General features: G+C 72.8%; 13 protein-coding genes. 4 read left to right on the top strand and 9 right to left on the bottom strand.

Going from position 1 to position 15,270, the window contains the following annotated elements:
• Positions 1-242: 242 nt before the first annotated feature.
• Positions 243-1,121, bottom strand: a complete 879-nt coding sequence (locus ACIGAQ_RS03075) for a LysR substrate-binding domain-containing protein (RefSeq protein WP_311680992.1) — start codon at positions 1,119-1,121, stop codon at positions 243-245.
• Between the two features lie 172 nt (positions 1,122-1,293).
• On the opposite strand from ACIGAQ_RS03075, the gene ACIGAQ_RS03080 reads away from it, so the two are divergent.
• On the top strand, positions 1,294-2,310 hold the full coding sequence (locus ACIGAQ_RS03080; RefSeq protein WP_399780647.1) for a bile acid:sodium symporter family protein: 1,017 nt from the start codon (positions 1,294-1,296) through the stop codon (positions 2,308-2,310).
• On the opposite strand, the gene ACIGAQ_RS03085 is transcribed toward ACIGAQ_RS03080, so the two are convergent.
• From ACIGAQ_RS03085 to ACIGAQ_RS03095, 3 genes are all read right to left on the bottom strand, one after another.
• Positions 2,246-3,487 carry a DUF4185 domain-containing protein gene (locus ACIGAQ_RS03085; protein ID WP_399778732.1) on the bottom strand — a complete coding sequence of 414 codons (1,242 nt, stop codon included), beginning with the start codon at positions 3,485-3,487 and terminating at the stop codon, positions 2,246-2,248. The two genes, ACIGAQ_RS03080 and ACIGAQ_RS03085, sit on opposite strands and share 65 nt — an antisense overlap.
• Positions 3,488-3,498: 11 nt before the next feature.
• Positions 3,499-5,370 (bottom strand): exo-alpha-sialidase, encoded by a 1,872-nt coding sequence (locus tag ACIGAQ_RS03090; protein WP_399778734.1) that lies wholly within the window; start codon positions 5,368-5,370, stop codon positions 3,499-3,501.
• Positions 5,371-5,509: 139 nt separating this feature from the next.
• Positions 5,510-6,427, bottom strand: a complete 918-nt coding sequence (locus ACIGAQ_RS03095) for a zinc-binding alcohol dehydrogenase family protein (protein ID WP_399780650.1) — start codon at positions 6,425-6,427, stop codon at positions 5,510-5,512.
• 122 nt (positions 6,428-6,549) lie between these two features.
• Here ACIGAQ_RS03095 and ACIGAQ_RS03100 point away from each other — a divergent pair, with 122 nt between their 5' ends.
• Positions 6,550-6,987 carry a MarR family winged helix-turn-helix transcriptional regulator gene (locus ACIGAQ_RS03100; protein WP_311680996.1) on the top strand — a complete coding sequence of 146 codons (438 nt, stop codon included), beginning with the start codon at positions 6,550-6,552 and terminating at the stop codon, positions 6,985-6,987.
• Positions 6,988-7,151: 164 nt separating this feature from the next.
• Here ACIGAQ_RS03100 and fdhD read toward each other — a convergent pair whose 3' ends face one another.
• The 5 genes from fdhD to ACIGAQ_RS03125 are packed head-to-tail and all read right to left on the bottom strand — an operon-like array spanning position 7,152 to position 13,591.
• Complete coding sequence (gene fdhD, locus ACIGAQ_RS03105) at positions 7,152-8,000, bottom strand: formate dehydrogenase accessory sulfurtransferase FdhD (RefSeq protein WP_399778736.1); 849 nt, start codon at positions 7,998-8,000, stop codon at positions 7,152-7,154.
• Between the two features lie 7 nt (positions 8,001-8,007).
• Positions 8,008-8,868 (bottom strand): 2Fe-2S iron-sulfur cluster-binding protein, encoded by an 861-nt coding sequence (locus ACIGAQ_RS03110; RefSeq protein WP_362279249.1) that lies wholly within the window; start codon positions 8,866-8,868, stop codon positions 8,008-8,010.
• A complete protein-coding gene (locus ACIGAQ_RS03115; protein ID WP_399778739.1) occupies positions 8,865-10,697 on the bottom strand; it encodes an NAD(P)H-dependent oxidoreductase subunit E in 1,833 nt (610 codons plus the stop codon). The genes ACIGAQ_RS03110 and ACIGAQ_RS03115 overlap by 4 nt, the downstream gene beginning before the upstream one ends.
• A gap of 6 nt (positions 10,698-10,703) precedes the next feature.
• Positions 10,704-12,623: a molybdopterin-dependent oxidoreductase gene (locus ACIGAQ_RS03120; protein WP_311681001.1), complete on the bottom strand. Its 1,920-nt coding sequence runs from the start codon at positions 12,621-12,623 to the stop codon at positions 10,704-10,706.
• Positions 12,620-13,591, bottom strand: coding sequence for a 2-dehydropantoate 2-reductase (locus ACIGAQ_RS03125; RefSeq protein ID WP_399778741.1), 972 nt, complete (start codon positions 13,589-13,591; stop codon positions 12,620-12,622). Before ACIGAQ_RS03125 ends, ACIGAQ_RS03120 begins: the two co-directional genes overlap by 4 nt.
• Before the next feature lie 196 nt (positions 13,592-13,787).
• Between ACIGAQ_RS03125 and ACIGAQ_RS03130 the strand changes: the two genes are divergently transcribed.
• The gene (locus tag ACIGAQ_RS03130; protein WP_311681003.1) at positions 13,788-15,125 is read left to right on the top strand and encodes an OFA family MFS transporter; all 1,338 of its coding nucleotides are present in this window, start codon (positions 13,788-13,790) and stop codon (positions 15,123-15,125) included.
• Positions 15,094-15,234 carry a hypothetical protein gene (locus tag ACIGAQ_RS03135; RefSeq protein ID WP_179272410.1) on the top strand — a complete coding sequence of 47 codons (141 nt, stop codon included), beginning with the start codon at positions 15,094-15,096 and terminating at the stop codon, positions 15,232-15,234. Before ACIGAQ_RS03130 ends, ACIGAQ_RS03135 begins: the two co-directional genes overlap by 32 nt.
• Positions 15,235-15,270: the final 36 nt, after the last annotated feature.

Consider the following 15,270-nt stretch of genomic DNA (forward strand, 5'->3'; position numbering starts at 1 on the left):
GCTACCCCAAGCAACCATCGCGCGGGAGGGGGGCCGAAGGTGAGCAGCGCTCTCGTCCTCGCTGGTCAGCGAGGGAAAATGCGCTCACATGGGGAAGGGTCGGACAGAAAACTGACGGTTGAGTAAGTTTCGGTGCCGTAATCTCCACCGAATCTGTACGACTCCAGCGGCAGGATGCCGGGCACCGTCGCGGCGTCTCCTCTGTCAGCGCGGCGACGGCGGATTCTGTCACTCCTGGCTCGTCACAGGCCCTTGCGCGCGGTGCGGTGCAACCGGTCCCCGCCGGACAGCAGCGCCGCGGCCAGGGCGTCCGCGGCACCCTGCGCGGAGGGCCGGCGGCGGCCGTGCACCACGACGAAGTCGACCTGCCCCAGCTCCGGCAGCCCCGCCCGGTCCGGGACCCGGACCAGACCCGGCGGGATGAGACCGCGGGAATGGGCCATCACACCCAGGCCCGCCCGGGCCGCCGCCACGAGGCCGTTGAGGCTGCCGCTCGTGCACACCACGCGCCACTCACGCCCCTGCCGCTCGAGCGCCTCCAGGGCGAGCGCCCGGGTGATGCCCGGCGGCGGATAGACGATCAGCGGCACCGGGCGGTCCGGGTCCAGCCGCAGTCGCTCGGCGCCGATCCACACCAGCCGGTCGTGCCGGACCAGCTCGCCGCGCGGGTCCTCGGGGCGCCGCTTGGCGAGGACGAGGTCGAGCTTCCCGGCGGCCAGCTGCTCGTGCAGGGTCCCCGACAGCTCCACCGTCAGCTCCAGGTCGACCTCGGGGTGCTCGTGCCGGAAGCCCTCCAGGATCTCCGGCAGCCGCGTCAGCACGAAGTCCTCCGAGGCGCCGAACCGCAGCCGGCCGCGCAGCCGCGTGCCGGTGAAGAACGCCGACGCCTGCTCGTGCACCTCCAGGATGCGGCGCGCGAATCCGAGCATCGCCTCGCCGTCCTCGGTCAGCTCCACCGAGTGGGTGTCCCGGCTGAACAGCGTCCGCCCGGTGGCGTCCTCCAGCCGCCGCACGTGCTGGCTCACCGTCGACTGCCGCAGCCCGAGCCGTCGCGCGGCCTGCGTGAAGCTCAGGGTCTGCGCCACCGACAGGAAGGTCCGCAGATGCGAGGGGTCGTACACGCGACCGAGCTTATCGCGGAACGTGATGGCAGTCAGAGCGGTGTACGGGATTCCCGATCGCCGCCCGGGGGAGCAGGATGGAAGGGGGCCGTCCCGGCCCTCGCGGGACCCGCCCGTGATGACCGCACCGAGTGAGTGGAGCCTCGTGAAACGCCTGCGCCGGCCGCGCCGGATGCCGATCGACCCGTACATCCTTCTCCTGCTGGCGACGGTGGGCCTCGCCGCGCTGTTCCCGGCGCGCGGGACGGGCGCCGAGGTGGCCTCCGGAGCCTCCACGGCGGCGATCGCCCTGCTGTTCTTCCTGTACGGGGCCCGGCTGTCCACCCGCGAGGCGCTGGACGGACTGCGCCACTGGCGGCTCCACGTCACGGTCCTGGCCTGCACCTTCGTCGTCTTCCCGCTGCTCGGCCTGGCGTCCCGCGGACTGGTGCCGGTGATCCTGACGGACCCGCTCCAGCAGGGTCTGCTCTTCCTGACGCTCGTCCCGTCGACCGTGCAGTCGTCGATCGCCTTCACCTCGATGGCCCGGGGCAACGTGCCCGCCGCGATCTGCGCGGGCTCCTTCTCGTCCCTCGTCGGCATCATCGCCACCCCGCTGCTCGCGGCCTCCCTGCTCGGCGGCAGCGGCGGCGGCTTCTCCGCCGACGCGCTGCTGAGGATCGTGCTGCAACTGCTCGTGCCGTTCCTCGCCGGGCAGCTGCTGCGCCGCTGGATCGGCGGTTTCGTCACGCGGCACAAGAAGGTCCTGGCCCTGGTGGACCGCGGCTCGATCCTGCTCGTCGTCTACACCGCGTTCAGCCAGGGCATGGTCCAGGGCATCTGGCACCGGGTCAGCCCCCTCCGGCTGGGCGGGCTGCTGGCCGTCGAGGCCGTGATCCTCGCCGTCATGCTGCTGCTGACCTGGTACGGCGGGAAGGCCCTGGGCTTCGGCCGGGAGGACCGGATCACGCTCCAGTTCGCCGGTTCGAAGAAGTCCCTGGCCGCCGGACTGCCCATGGCGAGCGTCCTGTTCGGCGCACAGGCCTCGCTGGCCGTGCTGCCGCTGATGCTCTTCCACCAGATGCAGCTGATGGTCTGCGCGGTGATCGCCAAACGCCGCTCGCACGACCCCGGCGCGGGCGGGGTCAGCGCGCCGGAGCCAGCCGGAGCGTCACGAACCGCGGTCGGTACAGGGACACGTTCCGGCTGAGCTGGGCGGCGGCGCCCGTCGTCTCCAGCCAGTTGACGTCGTAGCTCAGCACGAGCCGCCCGTCGTCACTGAGCACCGGGTGCGTCTGCGGGTTGTAGGCGGCCACCTGGCCCGCCGGCAGCGACGGGCTGAACTCCTTCGCCGGGCCGTGCCACGGACCCTGCGGCGAGCACGCCCAGTACGCGGCCACGGTGGTCAGGCCCTTGGTGCCGGTGGCCATCGTGAACAGCACGTAGGTCCCCTCGTCCCGGACCACCGAGAACGCGCTGCCCACGCCCCGCCGCCGCCCGTCCCCGAGCACCGGCCGGGGGCGGGCACCGGCCGTCCAGGCGGAGCCGTCCCAGTACTGCCAGGCGGCCGGGTCGGCCAGTTCCCCCTCCGGGACCCGGGCGGCGTGGGCGTGCGAGGCCGGGCGGGACGCGGCCCGGCCGTCGTCGCCGCCGAAGACGTACGTCCAGCCGTCCTCCTCGACCAGCGTGGTGCCGAACAGCACGCGCCGGGACGGGTCGGGGACCAGCTGCTGGTCGAAAACCTTGACGATCGACTCCAGGCGCAGGTCGGGCAGGGAGAGGGTGGCGACCTCGGTCGCGGTGGGCACGCCGTAGATCCAGGGGGCGGGACCGGCCGTGCGGACCCAGAGCAGCACGCGGACGACCTGCTCGTCGGCGCCGGGGGAGCGGGGTTCGACGCGGGCCGCGACCGGCCAGCGCCACTGGTTCGGTGCCGGGTCGGCGAAGAGCGGGGCGGGCAGCGTGGATGCGAGCCGGCCGTCGCGCATCAGCACGGCCGAGTTGCGCACCAGCGGCGCGGTGGCGTCCCGCCAGGCGTAGGACTCGCCGTGCGGGTTGGGCGGGCCGTACACCGGGCCCAGATAGGTGTCCGAGAACAGCCACAGCACGCGGCCGTCCGGCAGCCGCACCGAGTGGGTGCCGTCGCCACCGGTCCAGTCGTCGGTGCGGGAGGCGTCGTCGCCGTAGCGGGCGAACTCGGCGGTGAGGCGCTCGTCCGCCTGCCAGGAGCGGACCGTGCGCGCCCGGCAGGCACCGCCGTCGGGCTCCGCGTCCTCGTCGTCCGGCCGGGCGATGAGCAGCGCGGCCCCGAGAACCAGGACCAGCAGCAGGCCGATCCCGGTTCCCGTGCGCTGTCGTGCTCGTGCTGCGGATGCGTCGTCGGGCACGTCCCGTGACGTTAGTTGCTGCCGCTGACCTGGTCCATGGGGAGCCAGGCCACCGTGCCCCGCGCGGCCGCGCCCGAGGCGCCGGAGGCCAGCTCCCGGTCGGACAGAGCCCGGTTCCACACGCGGACGTCGTCGACCGCCCCGGTGAGGAACGCCCTGCTGTCCACGCGCTGCCCGATGTGCACGCCGAAGGGGGAGTTGCGGCTGACCGAACCCGCCACGTCCGCGGTGCTCAGCGCCTCGCCGTCCAGGAAGAGCGTCAGCCGCCCGCCGCCGCGGCGCAGCGCCAGATGGTGCCAGCGGCCGTCGTTGCGCGCGCCGTCGCTCCACACCGAGGCCGTCCGGACGGTCGTGGCGTCCGAGCGGGTGGTGATCAACGCCCGGACCCGGTCGCTCGCCGGCTCGCCGCGCAGCCAGACCTGCGGCTGGGCGCTGCCGATGCCGCCCATCCACAGGAAGGGCTGTTCGCCGGCCGTGGCGGTGTAGCGGAAGAACAGGGAGGCCGTGAAGTCCCCTTCGCCGAGCGGCAGTCCCGCGCGGTACGGCAGCCGTACGGCGTCGTCGGTGCCGTCGAAGGACATCGCGCTGCCGCGTACGCCCGCCGTCCGCGCGGCTCCGCCGAGAACGGCCGCCGGCCTGGCGCCCGCCGCCGCGTCCCGGGTGGTCGGGTCGGCACCCCTGCGGGGCTTGAGCCAGTCCTCGGTGAACCGGGCGAAGCGGATCTCGTCCCGGGCGTCGACCGCGCCGCCCTCGTAGAGCAGGCCCACCGTCGAGCCGTCGACGGCCGCCATGTCGGAGTAGCCGGACCAGTCGGTGGTGACGACCGTGCCCCGGTCCACGCTCTCCCAGGTGCGGCCGCCGTCGTAGGAGGAGCGGACCATCATCGTGCGGCGGCGGTCGGGATCGGCCGGGGCCGACAGCAGCATGCGGTCGCCCAGGCGCAGCGTCGCGCCCTGCACCTGCGGGGTGTAGAGGTCCGGCAGGGCGCGGAAGGGCGTGGCGAAGCTGTCGCCGCCGTCCGTGCTGAACGTCTGGGCGCGATGCCCCAGGTCCGTGCCGTCCTGCTCGCGGCCGCTGACGAGAAGGGCGCCGTCGGCGCGCTCGGTGAGCGTCACCTCGGACGGCTTCTGCCGGAAGGTGCCGTCCTCCCCTATGGGCCAGGAGTCGGTGGCGCCGACCCGCCAGTGGTCGCCGCCGTCGTCGCTGACGATGAGCGCCGCGTGGTTCGCGGAGACCCTGCTGCCGTTCCACGTCTCGGTGTTGACGCCGAACACGAGCCGCCCGGCGTGCTCGCCGCGGGTCAGCTGGACGCCGTGCACGGGGCCGGTGGCGTACCAGGAGTTCCAGTCGTCGGGGAGGATCTCGTCGCTCAGGTCGCGCGGCCGCGACCAGGTCCGCCCGTCGTCGTCGCTGTACTGCAGGTGCGGGGTGCGGTCGCAGGGGATCTGGCAGTTCCCGGCGTCCATACGGCCGGTGTTGTACGTCTCGGCCAGCAGGACGCGGCCGGTGCGGGTGTCCACGAGGGGCGCCGGGTTGCCGTGCGTGTCGCCGGCGCCCTCGTTGACGACCTGGAGCGGGCCCCAGGTGCGGCCGCCGTCGGTGGAGCGCTTGAGGACGATGTCGATGTCGGCGGCGTCACCGCAGTTGAGGACGCGGCCCTCGGCGAAGGCGAGCAGGGTGCCGCTGGTGGTGCGCACGATCGCCGGGATCCGGAAGCAGGCGTACCCGGGGTCCTGGGAGGCCTTGAACAGGACCTGCTGCTCGAACTCCGCCGACGCCGTGGCCGGTCCGGCCTCGGCGGGTGCGGTGGGCGCGAGCAGCGCCGTGGCGGCGAGAGCGGCTGTCAGGGTGGATCTCAGACGGGTGCGAAGACTTGACGGCATGGTGCGACCTGCCCTTCATGCGTCTGTCGGCTGGACCACCGGGCATCAGGGGAGACATCCGGTCATCCGGACATCCCACGTCCCATGTGTGGGCCACAGACGGTACTTGGCTTCTCAGACCCCCCACAAGAACCGCGCGTCAGGGGATCAGGACGACCTTGCCGAGGTTGGACCGCGCCTCGATCTCCCCGTGCGCCTTCGCCGCGTCCGCCAGGGCGAACTCCCCGTGCACGGCCGGCCGGAGCTCGCCGGCCGCGAACAGCCGCCACAGCTCCTCGCGCCACCGCTCGTGGACTTCCGGCCGTCCGCGGGCGACGCGGGCCGTCTGGAAGCCGATGACCGACTTGGCGCCGGCGAGCAGGTCGTACGCCCGGACGGTGCCGCCGCCCGAGCTGTACGCCACCAGCCGCCCCTCCGGGGCGAGCGCGGCGAGGGCCGGGGTGAGCAACTCCCCGCCCACGGCGTCCAGGACGTAGTCGACGGGTGTGCCCCAGCTGTCGTCGCCGTAGGTGACGACCTGGTCGGCGCCGAGGTCCCGGACGAAGCCGGCCTTGGCGGGGTCGGAGACGGCGCCCACGACCCGTCCCGCGCCGCGTGTCCTGGCCAGTTGCACGGCCAGATGGCCGACGCCGCTCGCCGCGGCCGTGACCAGGGCCGCCTCGCCCGGCTCGGGGCGCGCCGCCTCCAGGGCGCCGAGCGCGACCAGGCCGCTGCGGACCAGGGCGACGGCGGTGACGGCGCCGGAGCCGCCCGGGACCGGGGAGGTCATCGCCTCGTGCAGGAGCGCGAAGTCGGCGTAGCCGTGCCCGAGACAGAGTCCGGTCACCCGGTCGCCGGGGGAGAAGCGGGTGACGCCCTCGCCGACGGCCGTGACCTCCCCGGCGATCTCACCGCCGAGCGGCACCGGCTCGGCCGCCTCCGTGACCTTCCGGACCACCGGGAGCGTCACGCCGATCGCCTCCGTGCGCACCAGCAGCTCTCCGGGGCCGGGTGCGGGGACCGGGGCCTCCTCGACGAACAGGGGGCCGCCTCGGGATTCGTAGCGGACGCGGCGCATCGCACCTCCGGGGTCGCTGGTCACCCAGCGGGTCGTTGGTGTTCCCAACGAATTCGTCGGGATGCCCAACGGTATAGGACGATCATAGGGAGGACCAACGATCTCTTGGTTAGGCTGCGGTCATGTCGGAAGCACCCCTGCCCGCGATCCGCTCCCTGCCCAGCTGGCTGCTCGGCCGTGCCGCCGCCCGGGGCCGCGCCCTGGTGGCCGAGGCACTGGCCGGCCAGGACATGCGGATGTGGCACCACGTGGTGCTGTCGGCCGTGCGCGACCTCGCCCCCGTCGCCCAGGCCGACCTCGGCCGCGCGGTCGCGCTCGACCCCAAGGACCTGGTCGGCATCCTCAACGACCTCCAGGCGGCCGGCCTGACGGTGCGCGAGCCGGACCCGAGGGACCGGCGCAAGAACGCGGTGTCCCTCACCGCCCGGGGAGCCCGGCTGCTCAAGCGCTGCGAGACGGCGGCCCGGGCGGCCAACGACGAACTGCTCGCCCCGCTCTCGGCGGCCGAGCGCGAACAGTTCACAGGCATGCTGCGCCGGATATCCGGCACGGGCGACTGACCAGCCGCGGGGCATCCGGCACGGGCTGCTGACGACCCGGTGCGGGCATCCGGCACGGGCTGCTGACGGCCCCGGCGCGGGCCGGGCCGAGACGGGGCCCCTGCGGCGCAGGGGGCGCTCCCCGCCGGTCGGGGCCCCGCCGCCGTGCAGCGGGGCGAACCTGCTCAGCCCTGGGCGGCCGCGGCCCGCACAGCGATCCGGTCCTCACCCGCGTACACGTTCATGGAGCTGCCCCGCAGGAAGCCCACCAGCGTCAGGCCCGTCTCGGCGGCCAGGTCCACCGCCAGCGACGACGGAGCCGACACCGCCGCCAACACCGGGATACCGGCCATCACGGCCTTCTGCGCCAGCTCGAAGGAGGCCCGGCCCGACACGAGCAGGATCGCCCGCGACAGCGGCAGCCCGCCGTTCTGCAGGGCACGGCCGACCAGCTTGTCGACCGCGTTGTGCCGGCCCACGTCCTCCCGGACGTCCAGCAGCTCGCCCTCCTCGGAGAACAGGGCCGCCGCGTGCAGGCCCCCGGTCCGGTCGAAGACCCGCTGGGCCGCGCGCAGCCGGTCGGGCAGGCTCGCCAGCAGTTGGGGGGTGACCCGGACCGGCGGTTCGTCGGCGATGGGCCAGCGGGCCGTGGTGCGCACCGCGTCCAGGGACGCCTTGCCGCACAGACCGCAGGAGGACGTCGTGTAGACGTTGCGCTCCAGGGTGATGTCGGGGATCGCCACGTCCGGGGCCGTCTGCACGTCGACCACGTTGTACGTGTTCGAACCGTCGGCCGTGGCCCCGGCGCAGTAGACGATGTTCCGCAGGTCCCGCTGCCCGCCCAGCACGCCCTCGCTCACCAGGAAGCCCGCCGCCAGCGCGAAGTCGTCGCCCGGGGTGCGCATGGTGATCGCCAGGGGCTTGCCGTTCAGCCGGATCTCCAGCGGTTCCTCGGCGACGAGCGTGTCGGGCCGGCTGGAGACCGCCCCGTCCCGGATGCGGAGCACCTTGCGTCGTTCCGTGACTCGTCCCATGTCCTGATCAGTCCCGGTTCTGTACGTGCTGGTAGCCGAAGCGGCCCTTGATGCAGAGGTTGCCGTGGGTCACCGGATTGTCGTGCGGTGAGGTGACCTTGACGATCTCATTGTCCTGTACGTGCAGCGTCAGGTTGCAGCCCACTCCGCAATACGCGCACACCGTGGTCGTCTCCGTCTGCCGCGACGCGTCCCAGGTACCCGCCGCACGCATGTCGAACTCAGATTTGAAGGACAGCGCGCCCGTGGGGCACACCTCGATGCAGTTCCCGCAGTACACACACGCCGAGTCGGTCAGCGGCGCGTCGTGCTCGACGGCGATCCGGGCGTCGAACCCGCGCCCGGCCACCGAGATCGCGAAGGTGTTCTGCCACTGGTCGCCGCAGGCGTCGACGCACTTGTAGCAGAGGATGCACTTGTCGTAGTCGCGCACGTAGAGGTCGTTGTCCACCCGCGGCTCCTCGTTGAGCCGGGCCGCGTCCGGGCCGAAGCGGTCCGGCTTGGCCTCGTACTCCTTGAGCCACTCGGCGACCCGGGGCGTGGTGGACAGGTCGACGGAGGACGCGAGCAGTTCCAGGACGATCTTCCGGCTGTGCCGGGCGCGCTCGGTGTCCGTGCGGACCTCCATGCCCGGCTCGGCCTTGCGGGAACACGCCGGGACCAGGGTGCGGGCCCCCTCGACCTCGACGACACAGACGCGGCAGGCGTTCTTCGGCCGCAGCGTGTCGCCCTCGCACAGGGTCGGGACGTCCTTGCCCGCCGCCCGGCAGGCGTCGAGGATCGTCGAGCCCTCGGGGACCCGGGCCGGTTCGCCGTCGAGCGTGAACTCCAGCAGCCGGCGCGGGATCCCCAGCGGTGTGACGGTCATTCGTACGCCCCCAGACGGTCGATGGCGGATTCCACGGCGTTCCACGCGGTCTGCCCCAGACCGCAGATCGAGGCGTCCCGCATCGCGCGGCCGACCTCCCGGAGGAGGGCGATGTCGCCCGCGGCGGCGGCGCCCGTGCGCTCTACGATCCGGTGCAGCGCCTCCTCCTGCCGCACGGTCCCGACCCGGCAGGGCACGCACTGCCCGCACGACTCGTCGCGGAAGAACTCGGCGATGCGCAGCAGCAGCCGGGGCAGGGGCACGCTGCCGTCGAAGGCCATCACGACGCCCGAGCCCAGGGTCGTGCCGGCCTCGCGCGTCCCCTCGAAGGTGAGCGGGACGTCCAGTTCGTCGGCGCGTACGAAGCCGCCCGCGGCACCGCCGAGCAGCACCGCCCGCAGCCCGTCCCGTACCCCGGCGAGCGCGAGCACCTCGCCGAGCGTCGCCCCGAACGGCACCTCGTACACACCGGGCCGCTCCACGCTCCCCGACACGCAGAACAGCTTCGGTCCGGTCGAGCGCCCGGTGCCGATCGCGGCGTACGCGGGGGCGCCCATCGTCAGGATCGGCAGGACGTTGACCAGCGTCTCGACGTTGTTCTCGACCGTCGGCTTGCCGAACAGGCCCTTCTCCACGGGGAACGGCGGCTTGGAGCGCGGCTCGCCCCGGTAGCCCTCGATGGAGTTGAACAGGGCCGTCTCCTCGCCGCAGATGTAGGCGCCCGCGCCGCGGCGGATCTCGATGTCGAAGGCGTAGCCCTGGCCGAGAACGTCGTCACCGAGCAGGCCCCGGGCGCGGGCCTGGGCGATCGCGTGCTCCAGCCGGTGCAGGGCGCGCGGGTACTCGCCGCGCAGGTACAGGTAGCCCCGGTGGGCGCCGGTCGCGTACCCGGCGATCGTCATCGCCTCGATGAGCGCGTACGGGTCGCCCTCCATCAGGACGCGGTCCTTGAAGGTGCCCGGCTCGGATTCGTCGGCGTTGCAGACGAGGTAGTGCGGACGGTCCGGCTGGGACGCCGTGGCCTGCCACTTGCGGCCGGTGGGGAAGGCGGCCCCGCCGCGCCCGACCAGACCCGAGTCGGTGACCTCCCGGATGACGCCCGCCGGGCCCAGCTCGAAGGCCCGGCGCAGGGCCGTGTACCCGCCGTGGGCGCGGTAGTCGTCGAGGGACGCCGGGTCGGCCACGCCGACGCGGTGCAGCAGCATCAGGCCGTCCTGCCCGGCCTGGGGCACCGCCAGCGCGGCCGGGGGCTCCTCCGGCGCCGAGTCGGGGGCGCTCGCGGCGAGGACGGCCTCCGCCACGGTCGCCGGTGCCGACACCGCCGTACGGACCGGGTCCCCGGCCCTGATCGCGAGCGCCGCCGGGGCGCGTTCACACAGGCCCAGGCAGGGGCTGCGCTGCACGCTCACCCCGCTGCCGGGGCCCAGCCGCTCCTCGATCCCGGAGCACAGCTCCGGAGCACCGGCCGCCGCGCACGCCAGGTCCGTGCACACGTGCAGCACGGTCGCCGGGCGCGGCTTGACGGAGAACATCGCGTAGAAGGTGGCGACCCCGTACGCCTCCGCCGGCGGCACCGTCAGCCGCCGGCACAGGTAGTCGAGGGCGCCGTCGCTGATCCAGCCGATCCGGTCGTTGATCGCGTGCAGCCCCGGCAGCAGCAGGTCGCGGCGGTCCCGGGCCTCGCGTCCGCCCCGGGCCCACCGCAGGTCGGCGGCCCGCATCTCGTCGCGGGCGGCGCCCTCCCAGGAGGACTCCGGGGGCCCGAGCAGGGCGTCCACGGCCGCCCGTTCCTCGTCCGTCGGTTTGCTGTCGCCGAAGTGCAGGTCCACGGTGCGTCACCCCACGATGGTCGCGATGGGCAGCTTCTCGATCCGGATCGCCGACGCCTTGAACTCCGCCGTCCCCGCGATCGGGCAGTTCGCCTCGATCGTCAGCGCGTTGGTGTCCACCTCGTCCGGGAAGTGCATGGTCATGAAGGCGAGCCCGGGCCGCAGTGCGGGGTCCACCCACACCGGCGCCGTCACCGACCCGCGCCGCGAGGTCACCCGCACCTGCTCCCCGACCACCACCCCGTACCGCTCGGCGTCCTCCGGGGACAGCTCGATGTACTCGCCGCGGCGCAGCGGGGAGGCGTAACCGCCGCTCTGCACCCCGGTGTTGTACGAGTCGAGGCGCCGCCCGGTGGTGAGCCGGATCGGGTACCGCTCGTCGGTGAGGTCCACCGGCGGGTCGTGCTGCACGATCCCGAACGGCGCGAGCCGCCCGCGCCGCGCGGGGTCGGGGTCCCACAACCGGCCGTGCAGGTACGTCGGTTCGAGTCCGTCGGTGCTCGGGCAGGGCCACTGGATGCCCTGATGCTCCTCCAGGCGCGCGTAGGTCATGCCGTAGTGGTCGGGGGAGACCGACCTCAGCTCGTTCCACACGGTCTCGGCGTCGGCGTACTTCCAGTCGTGGCCGAGGCGGGCGGCGAGGTCGCAGAGGATGTCGATGTCCTCGCGGGCCTCGCCGGGCGGGGTGACGGCCCGGCGCACACGCTGGACCCGGCGTTCGCTGTTGGTGGTGGTGCCCTCGGTCTCCGCCCAGCCGGCCGTGGCGGGCAGGACGACGTCCGCCAGCTCCGCCGTCTTCGTCAGGAAGATGTCCTGCACGACCAGGAAGTCGAGCGCCTTCAGCCGCCGTACGGCCTGCTCGCTGTCGGCCTCGGACTGGGCCGGGTTCTCGCCGATGCAGTAGACGGCCCTCAGGGTGCCGTCCTCCATGGCCTCGAACATCTCGGTGAGGTTCAGGCCGTAGTGCGGCTGGATGACCGTGTCCCAGGCCGTCTCGAACTTCAGCCGGGTGTCCGGGTCGAGAATGTCCTGGAAGCCCGGCAGGCGGTTGGGGATCGCGCCCATGTCGCCGCCGCCCTGCACGTTGTTCTGCCCGCGCAGCGGCTGCAGGCCCGAGCCCCAGCGCCCGACGTGCCCGGTGAGCAGGGACAGGTTGATCAGCGCGCGGACGTTGTCGGTGCCGTTGTGATGCTCGGTGATGCCGAGGGTCCAGCACAGCTGGGCGCGCTCGGCCCGGGCGTAGGCGTGGGCCAGCTCGCGGATCGCCGCCGCCGGTACGCCCGTCACCTTCTCGGCGAGGGACAGGGTCCACGGCTCGACCAGGGCCTTGTACTCCTCGAAGCCGGTGGTGGCCCGCTCGACGAACGCCTCGTTGACGAGGCCCGCGTGGATGATCTCGCGGCCGATCGCGTGCGCCATCGGGATGTCCGTGCCGACGTTCAGCCCGAGCCAGCTCTCCGCCCACTCGGCGGTCGACGTCCGGCGCGGATCGACCGCGTACATCCGTGCCCCGTTCCTGATCCCCTTCAGCACGTGCTGGAAGAAGATCGGGTGCGCGAAACGGGCGTTGGAGCCCCACATCACGATGACGTCGGTGTGCTCGATCTCCTCGTACGACGACGTCCCGCCGCCCGAGCCGAACGCCGCCGACAGGCCCGCCACGCTCGGCGCGTGGCAGGTGCGGTTGCAGGAGTCGACGTTGTTGGTGCCCATGACGACCCGGGCGAACTTCTGCGCCACGTAGTTCATCTCGTTGGTGGCGCGGGCGCAGGAGAACATGCCGAAGGCGCCGCGGTGGCGCTCCAGCCCCCGGGCCGCCCGGTCCAGGGCCTCCTCCCAGCTCGCCCGCCGGAACGGCTGGTCCCGCGCGTCCCGCACGAGGGGGTGGGTGAGTCGGGTGTAGGTCTTCGGTTCACGTTTCCTCATGCGGCGCTCCTCAGCGCGAGCAGGTCCGAGATGGCGTGCACGGTGCGCAGGGTGGGCACCTCCACGCCGGTGATCTCCGCCAGCTCGACCACCGCCGCGAGCAGCACGTCGAGTTCGAGCGGCTTGCCGCGCTCCAGGTCCTGGAGCGTGGAGGTGCGGTGGTCGCCGACCCGCTCGGCGCCCGCCAGCCGGCGCTCGATGGAGACCCCGACCTCGCAGCCCAGGGCCTCGGCGACCGCCAGCGTCTCGGTCATCATGATCTCGATGACCCGGCGGGTGCCGCCGTGCAGGCACATCTGCCGCATGGTCGCGCGGGCCAGCGCGCTGATCGGGTTGAAGGAGATGTTGCCCAGCAGCTTCAGCCAGATGTCGTTGCGCAGGTCCGGCTCCACCGGGCACTTCAGTCCGCCCTCCCGCATGGCCTCGCCGAAGGCCAGACAGCGCGCCGAGCGGCTGCGGTCGGGCTCGCCGATGGAGAACCGGGTGCCTTCCAAGTGCCGTACGATGCCCGGGCCTTCGAGCTCGGTCGCCGCGTAGACGACGCATCCGACGGCCCGTTCGGGCGCGAGCACCGCACTGACCGCGCCGTCGGGGTCCACGCTCTCGATCCGGTGGCCGTCGTGGGGACCGCCGTGCCGGTGGAAGTACCACCAGGGGATGCCGTTCTGGGCCGCCACGACGGCCGTGGTGTCGTCGAGCAGCGGCGCGATCAGCGGCCCGCACGCCGCGTACGCGTTGGCCTTCAGGCCCAGGAAGACGTAGTCGACCGGGCCCACTTCGGCCGGGTCGTCGGTCGCGTGCGGGTGCGCGGTGAAGTCGCCGCGCGGGCTGCGCACCCGGACTCCGTGCTGCCTCATGGCCGCCAGGTGCGGTCCACGGGCGATGAGATGCACATCGGCGCCCGCGCGGTGGAGCGCGGCGCCGACGTAGGCGCCGATGGCACCGGCGCCGAGAACTGCGACTTTCATAACGAGGGAGCTCCGTTCGGTCGAGGGTACCGAGGAACTGCCGAGACTCTGTCGACGAAATATTGTCTACAGTATGGAGGTTGGGGCGGCAAGGGTCCGCGCAACGACCGTTCGGCGCATGCTGGATACCGCTCATCGCATACGGTCGACGCACCGCCTTCTCAACAGCCCCACGGATCCCTACCGTCCGGGGTTCATGAGTCCCCCCGTCGCGCCCGTGGGCTGGAGCCGCTGGCTCGTCCCGCCCGCCGCTCTGTCCGTACACCTCTCCATCGGCCAGGCCTACGCCTGGAGCGTGTTCAAACCGCCCCTGGAGTCCGCCCTCGGGCTCAGCGGAACACAGAGCGCGCTGCCCTTCCAGCTGGGCATCGTCATGCTGGGCCTGTCCGCCGCGTTCGGCGGCACGCTCGTGGAGCGCAACGGCCCGCGCTGGGCGATGACCGTCGCCCTGGTCTGCTTCTCGTCCGGCTTCCTGCTCTCCGCGCTGGGCGCGTCCCTGGAGCAGTACTGGCTGATCGTCCTCGGCTACGGCTTCGTCGGCGGCATCGGCCTCGGCATCGGCTACATCTCCCCGGTCTCCACCCTCATCAAGTGGTTCCCGGACCGGCCCGGCATGGCCACCGGCATCGCCATCATGGGCTTCGGCGGCGGCGCGCTCATCGCCTCGCCGTGGAGCGCCCAGATGCTGGAGTCCTTCGGCTCCGACAGCTCCGGCATCGCGCTGGCGTTCCTGGTGCACGGGCTGTCGTACGCGGTCTTCATGCTGCTGGGCGTGCTGCTGGTCCGGGTGCCGCGTGACGCCGCCCAAGAGGCGCCGGGAACCGCGCCGCACACCCCCACCGGCCCGCGGGTGTCGGCGAACCAGGCCATCCGCACCCCCCAGTTCTGGTGCCTGTGGATCGTGCTCTGCATGAACGTCACCGCCGGCATCGGCATCCTGGAGAAGGCCGCGCCGATGATCACCGACTTCTTCGCGGACACCTCCACGCCGGTGTCGGTGACGGCCGCCGCCGGTTTCGTCGCGCTCCTGTCGGCGGCGAACATGGCGGGGCGCATCGGCTGGTCCTCGACCTCCGACCTCATCGGCCGCAAGAACATCTACCGCCTCTACCTCGGCGTCGGCGCGCTGATGTACACGCTCCTCGCCCTGTTCGGCGACTCCTCCAAGCCCCTGTTCGTCCTGTGCGCGCTCGTGATCCTCTCCTTCTACGGCGGCGGCTTCGCGACGATCCCGGCGTATCTGAAGGACCTCTTCGGCACCTACCAGGTCGGGGCCATCCACGGGCGGCTGCTCACCGCCTGGTCCACGGCCGGGGTGCTCGGGCCGCTGATCGTGAACTGGATCGCCGACCGGCAGGAGGCGGCGGGCCGGGACGGCGCGTCCCTTTACGGTCTGTCGTTCGTCATCATGATCGGCCTGCTTGTCGTCGGCTTCGTCGCCAACGAACTGGTCCGCCCCGTCGCCCCCCGTCACCACGTTCCCGCCCCGAGGGAGGCCGCTCATGCCGAGCGACAGCAGTCAGAGTCCGCCTAGCCCCGACCGGCGGTGGCTGATCGCCCTCGCCTGGGTGTGGGTGGGCGTCCCGCTCGCGTACGGGCTGTACGAGCTCGTCCGCAAGGCGACGCAGCTGTTCACCGGGTAGCCGTTCGACAGGTGTCCGGGCGTCCGAGCTCCTGAC

The sequence above is a fragment of the Streptomyces sp. NPDC085932 genome (assembly GCF_044540525.1).
GTDB lineage: Bacteria > Actinomycetota > Actinomycetes > Streptomycetales > Streptomycetaceae > Streptomyces > Streptomyces levis.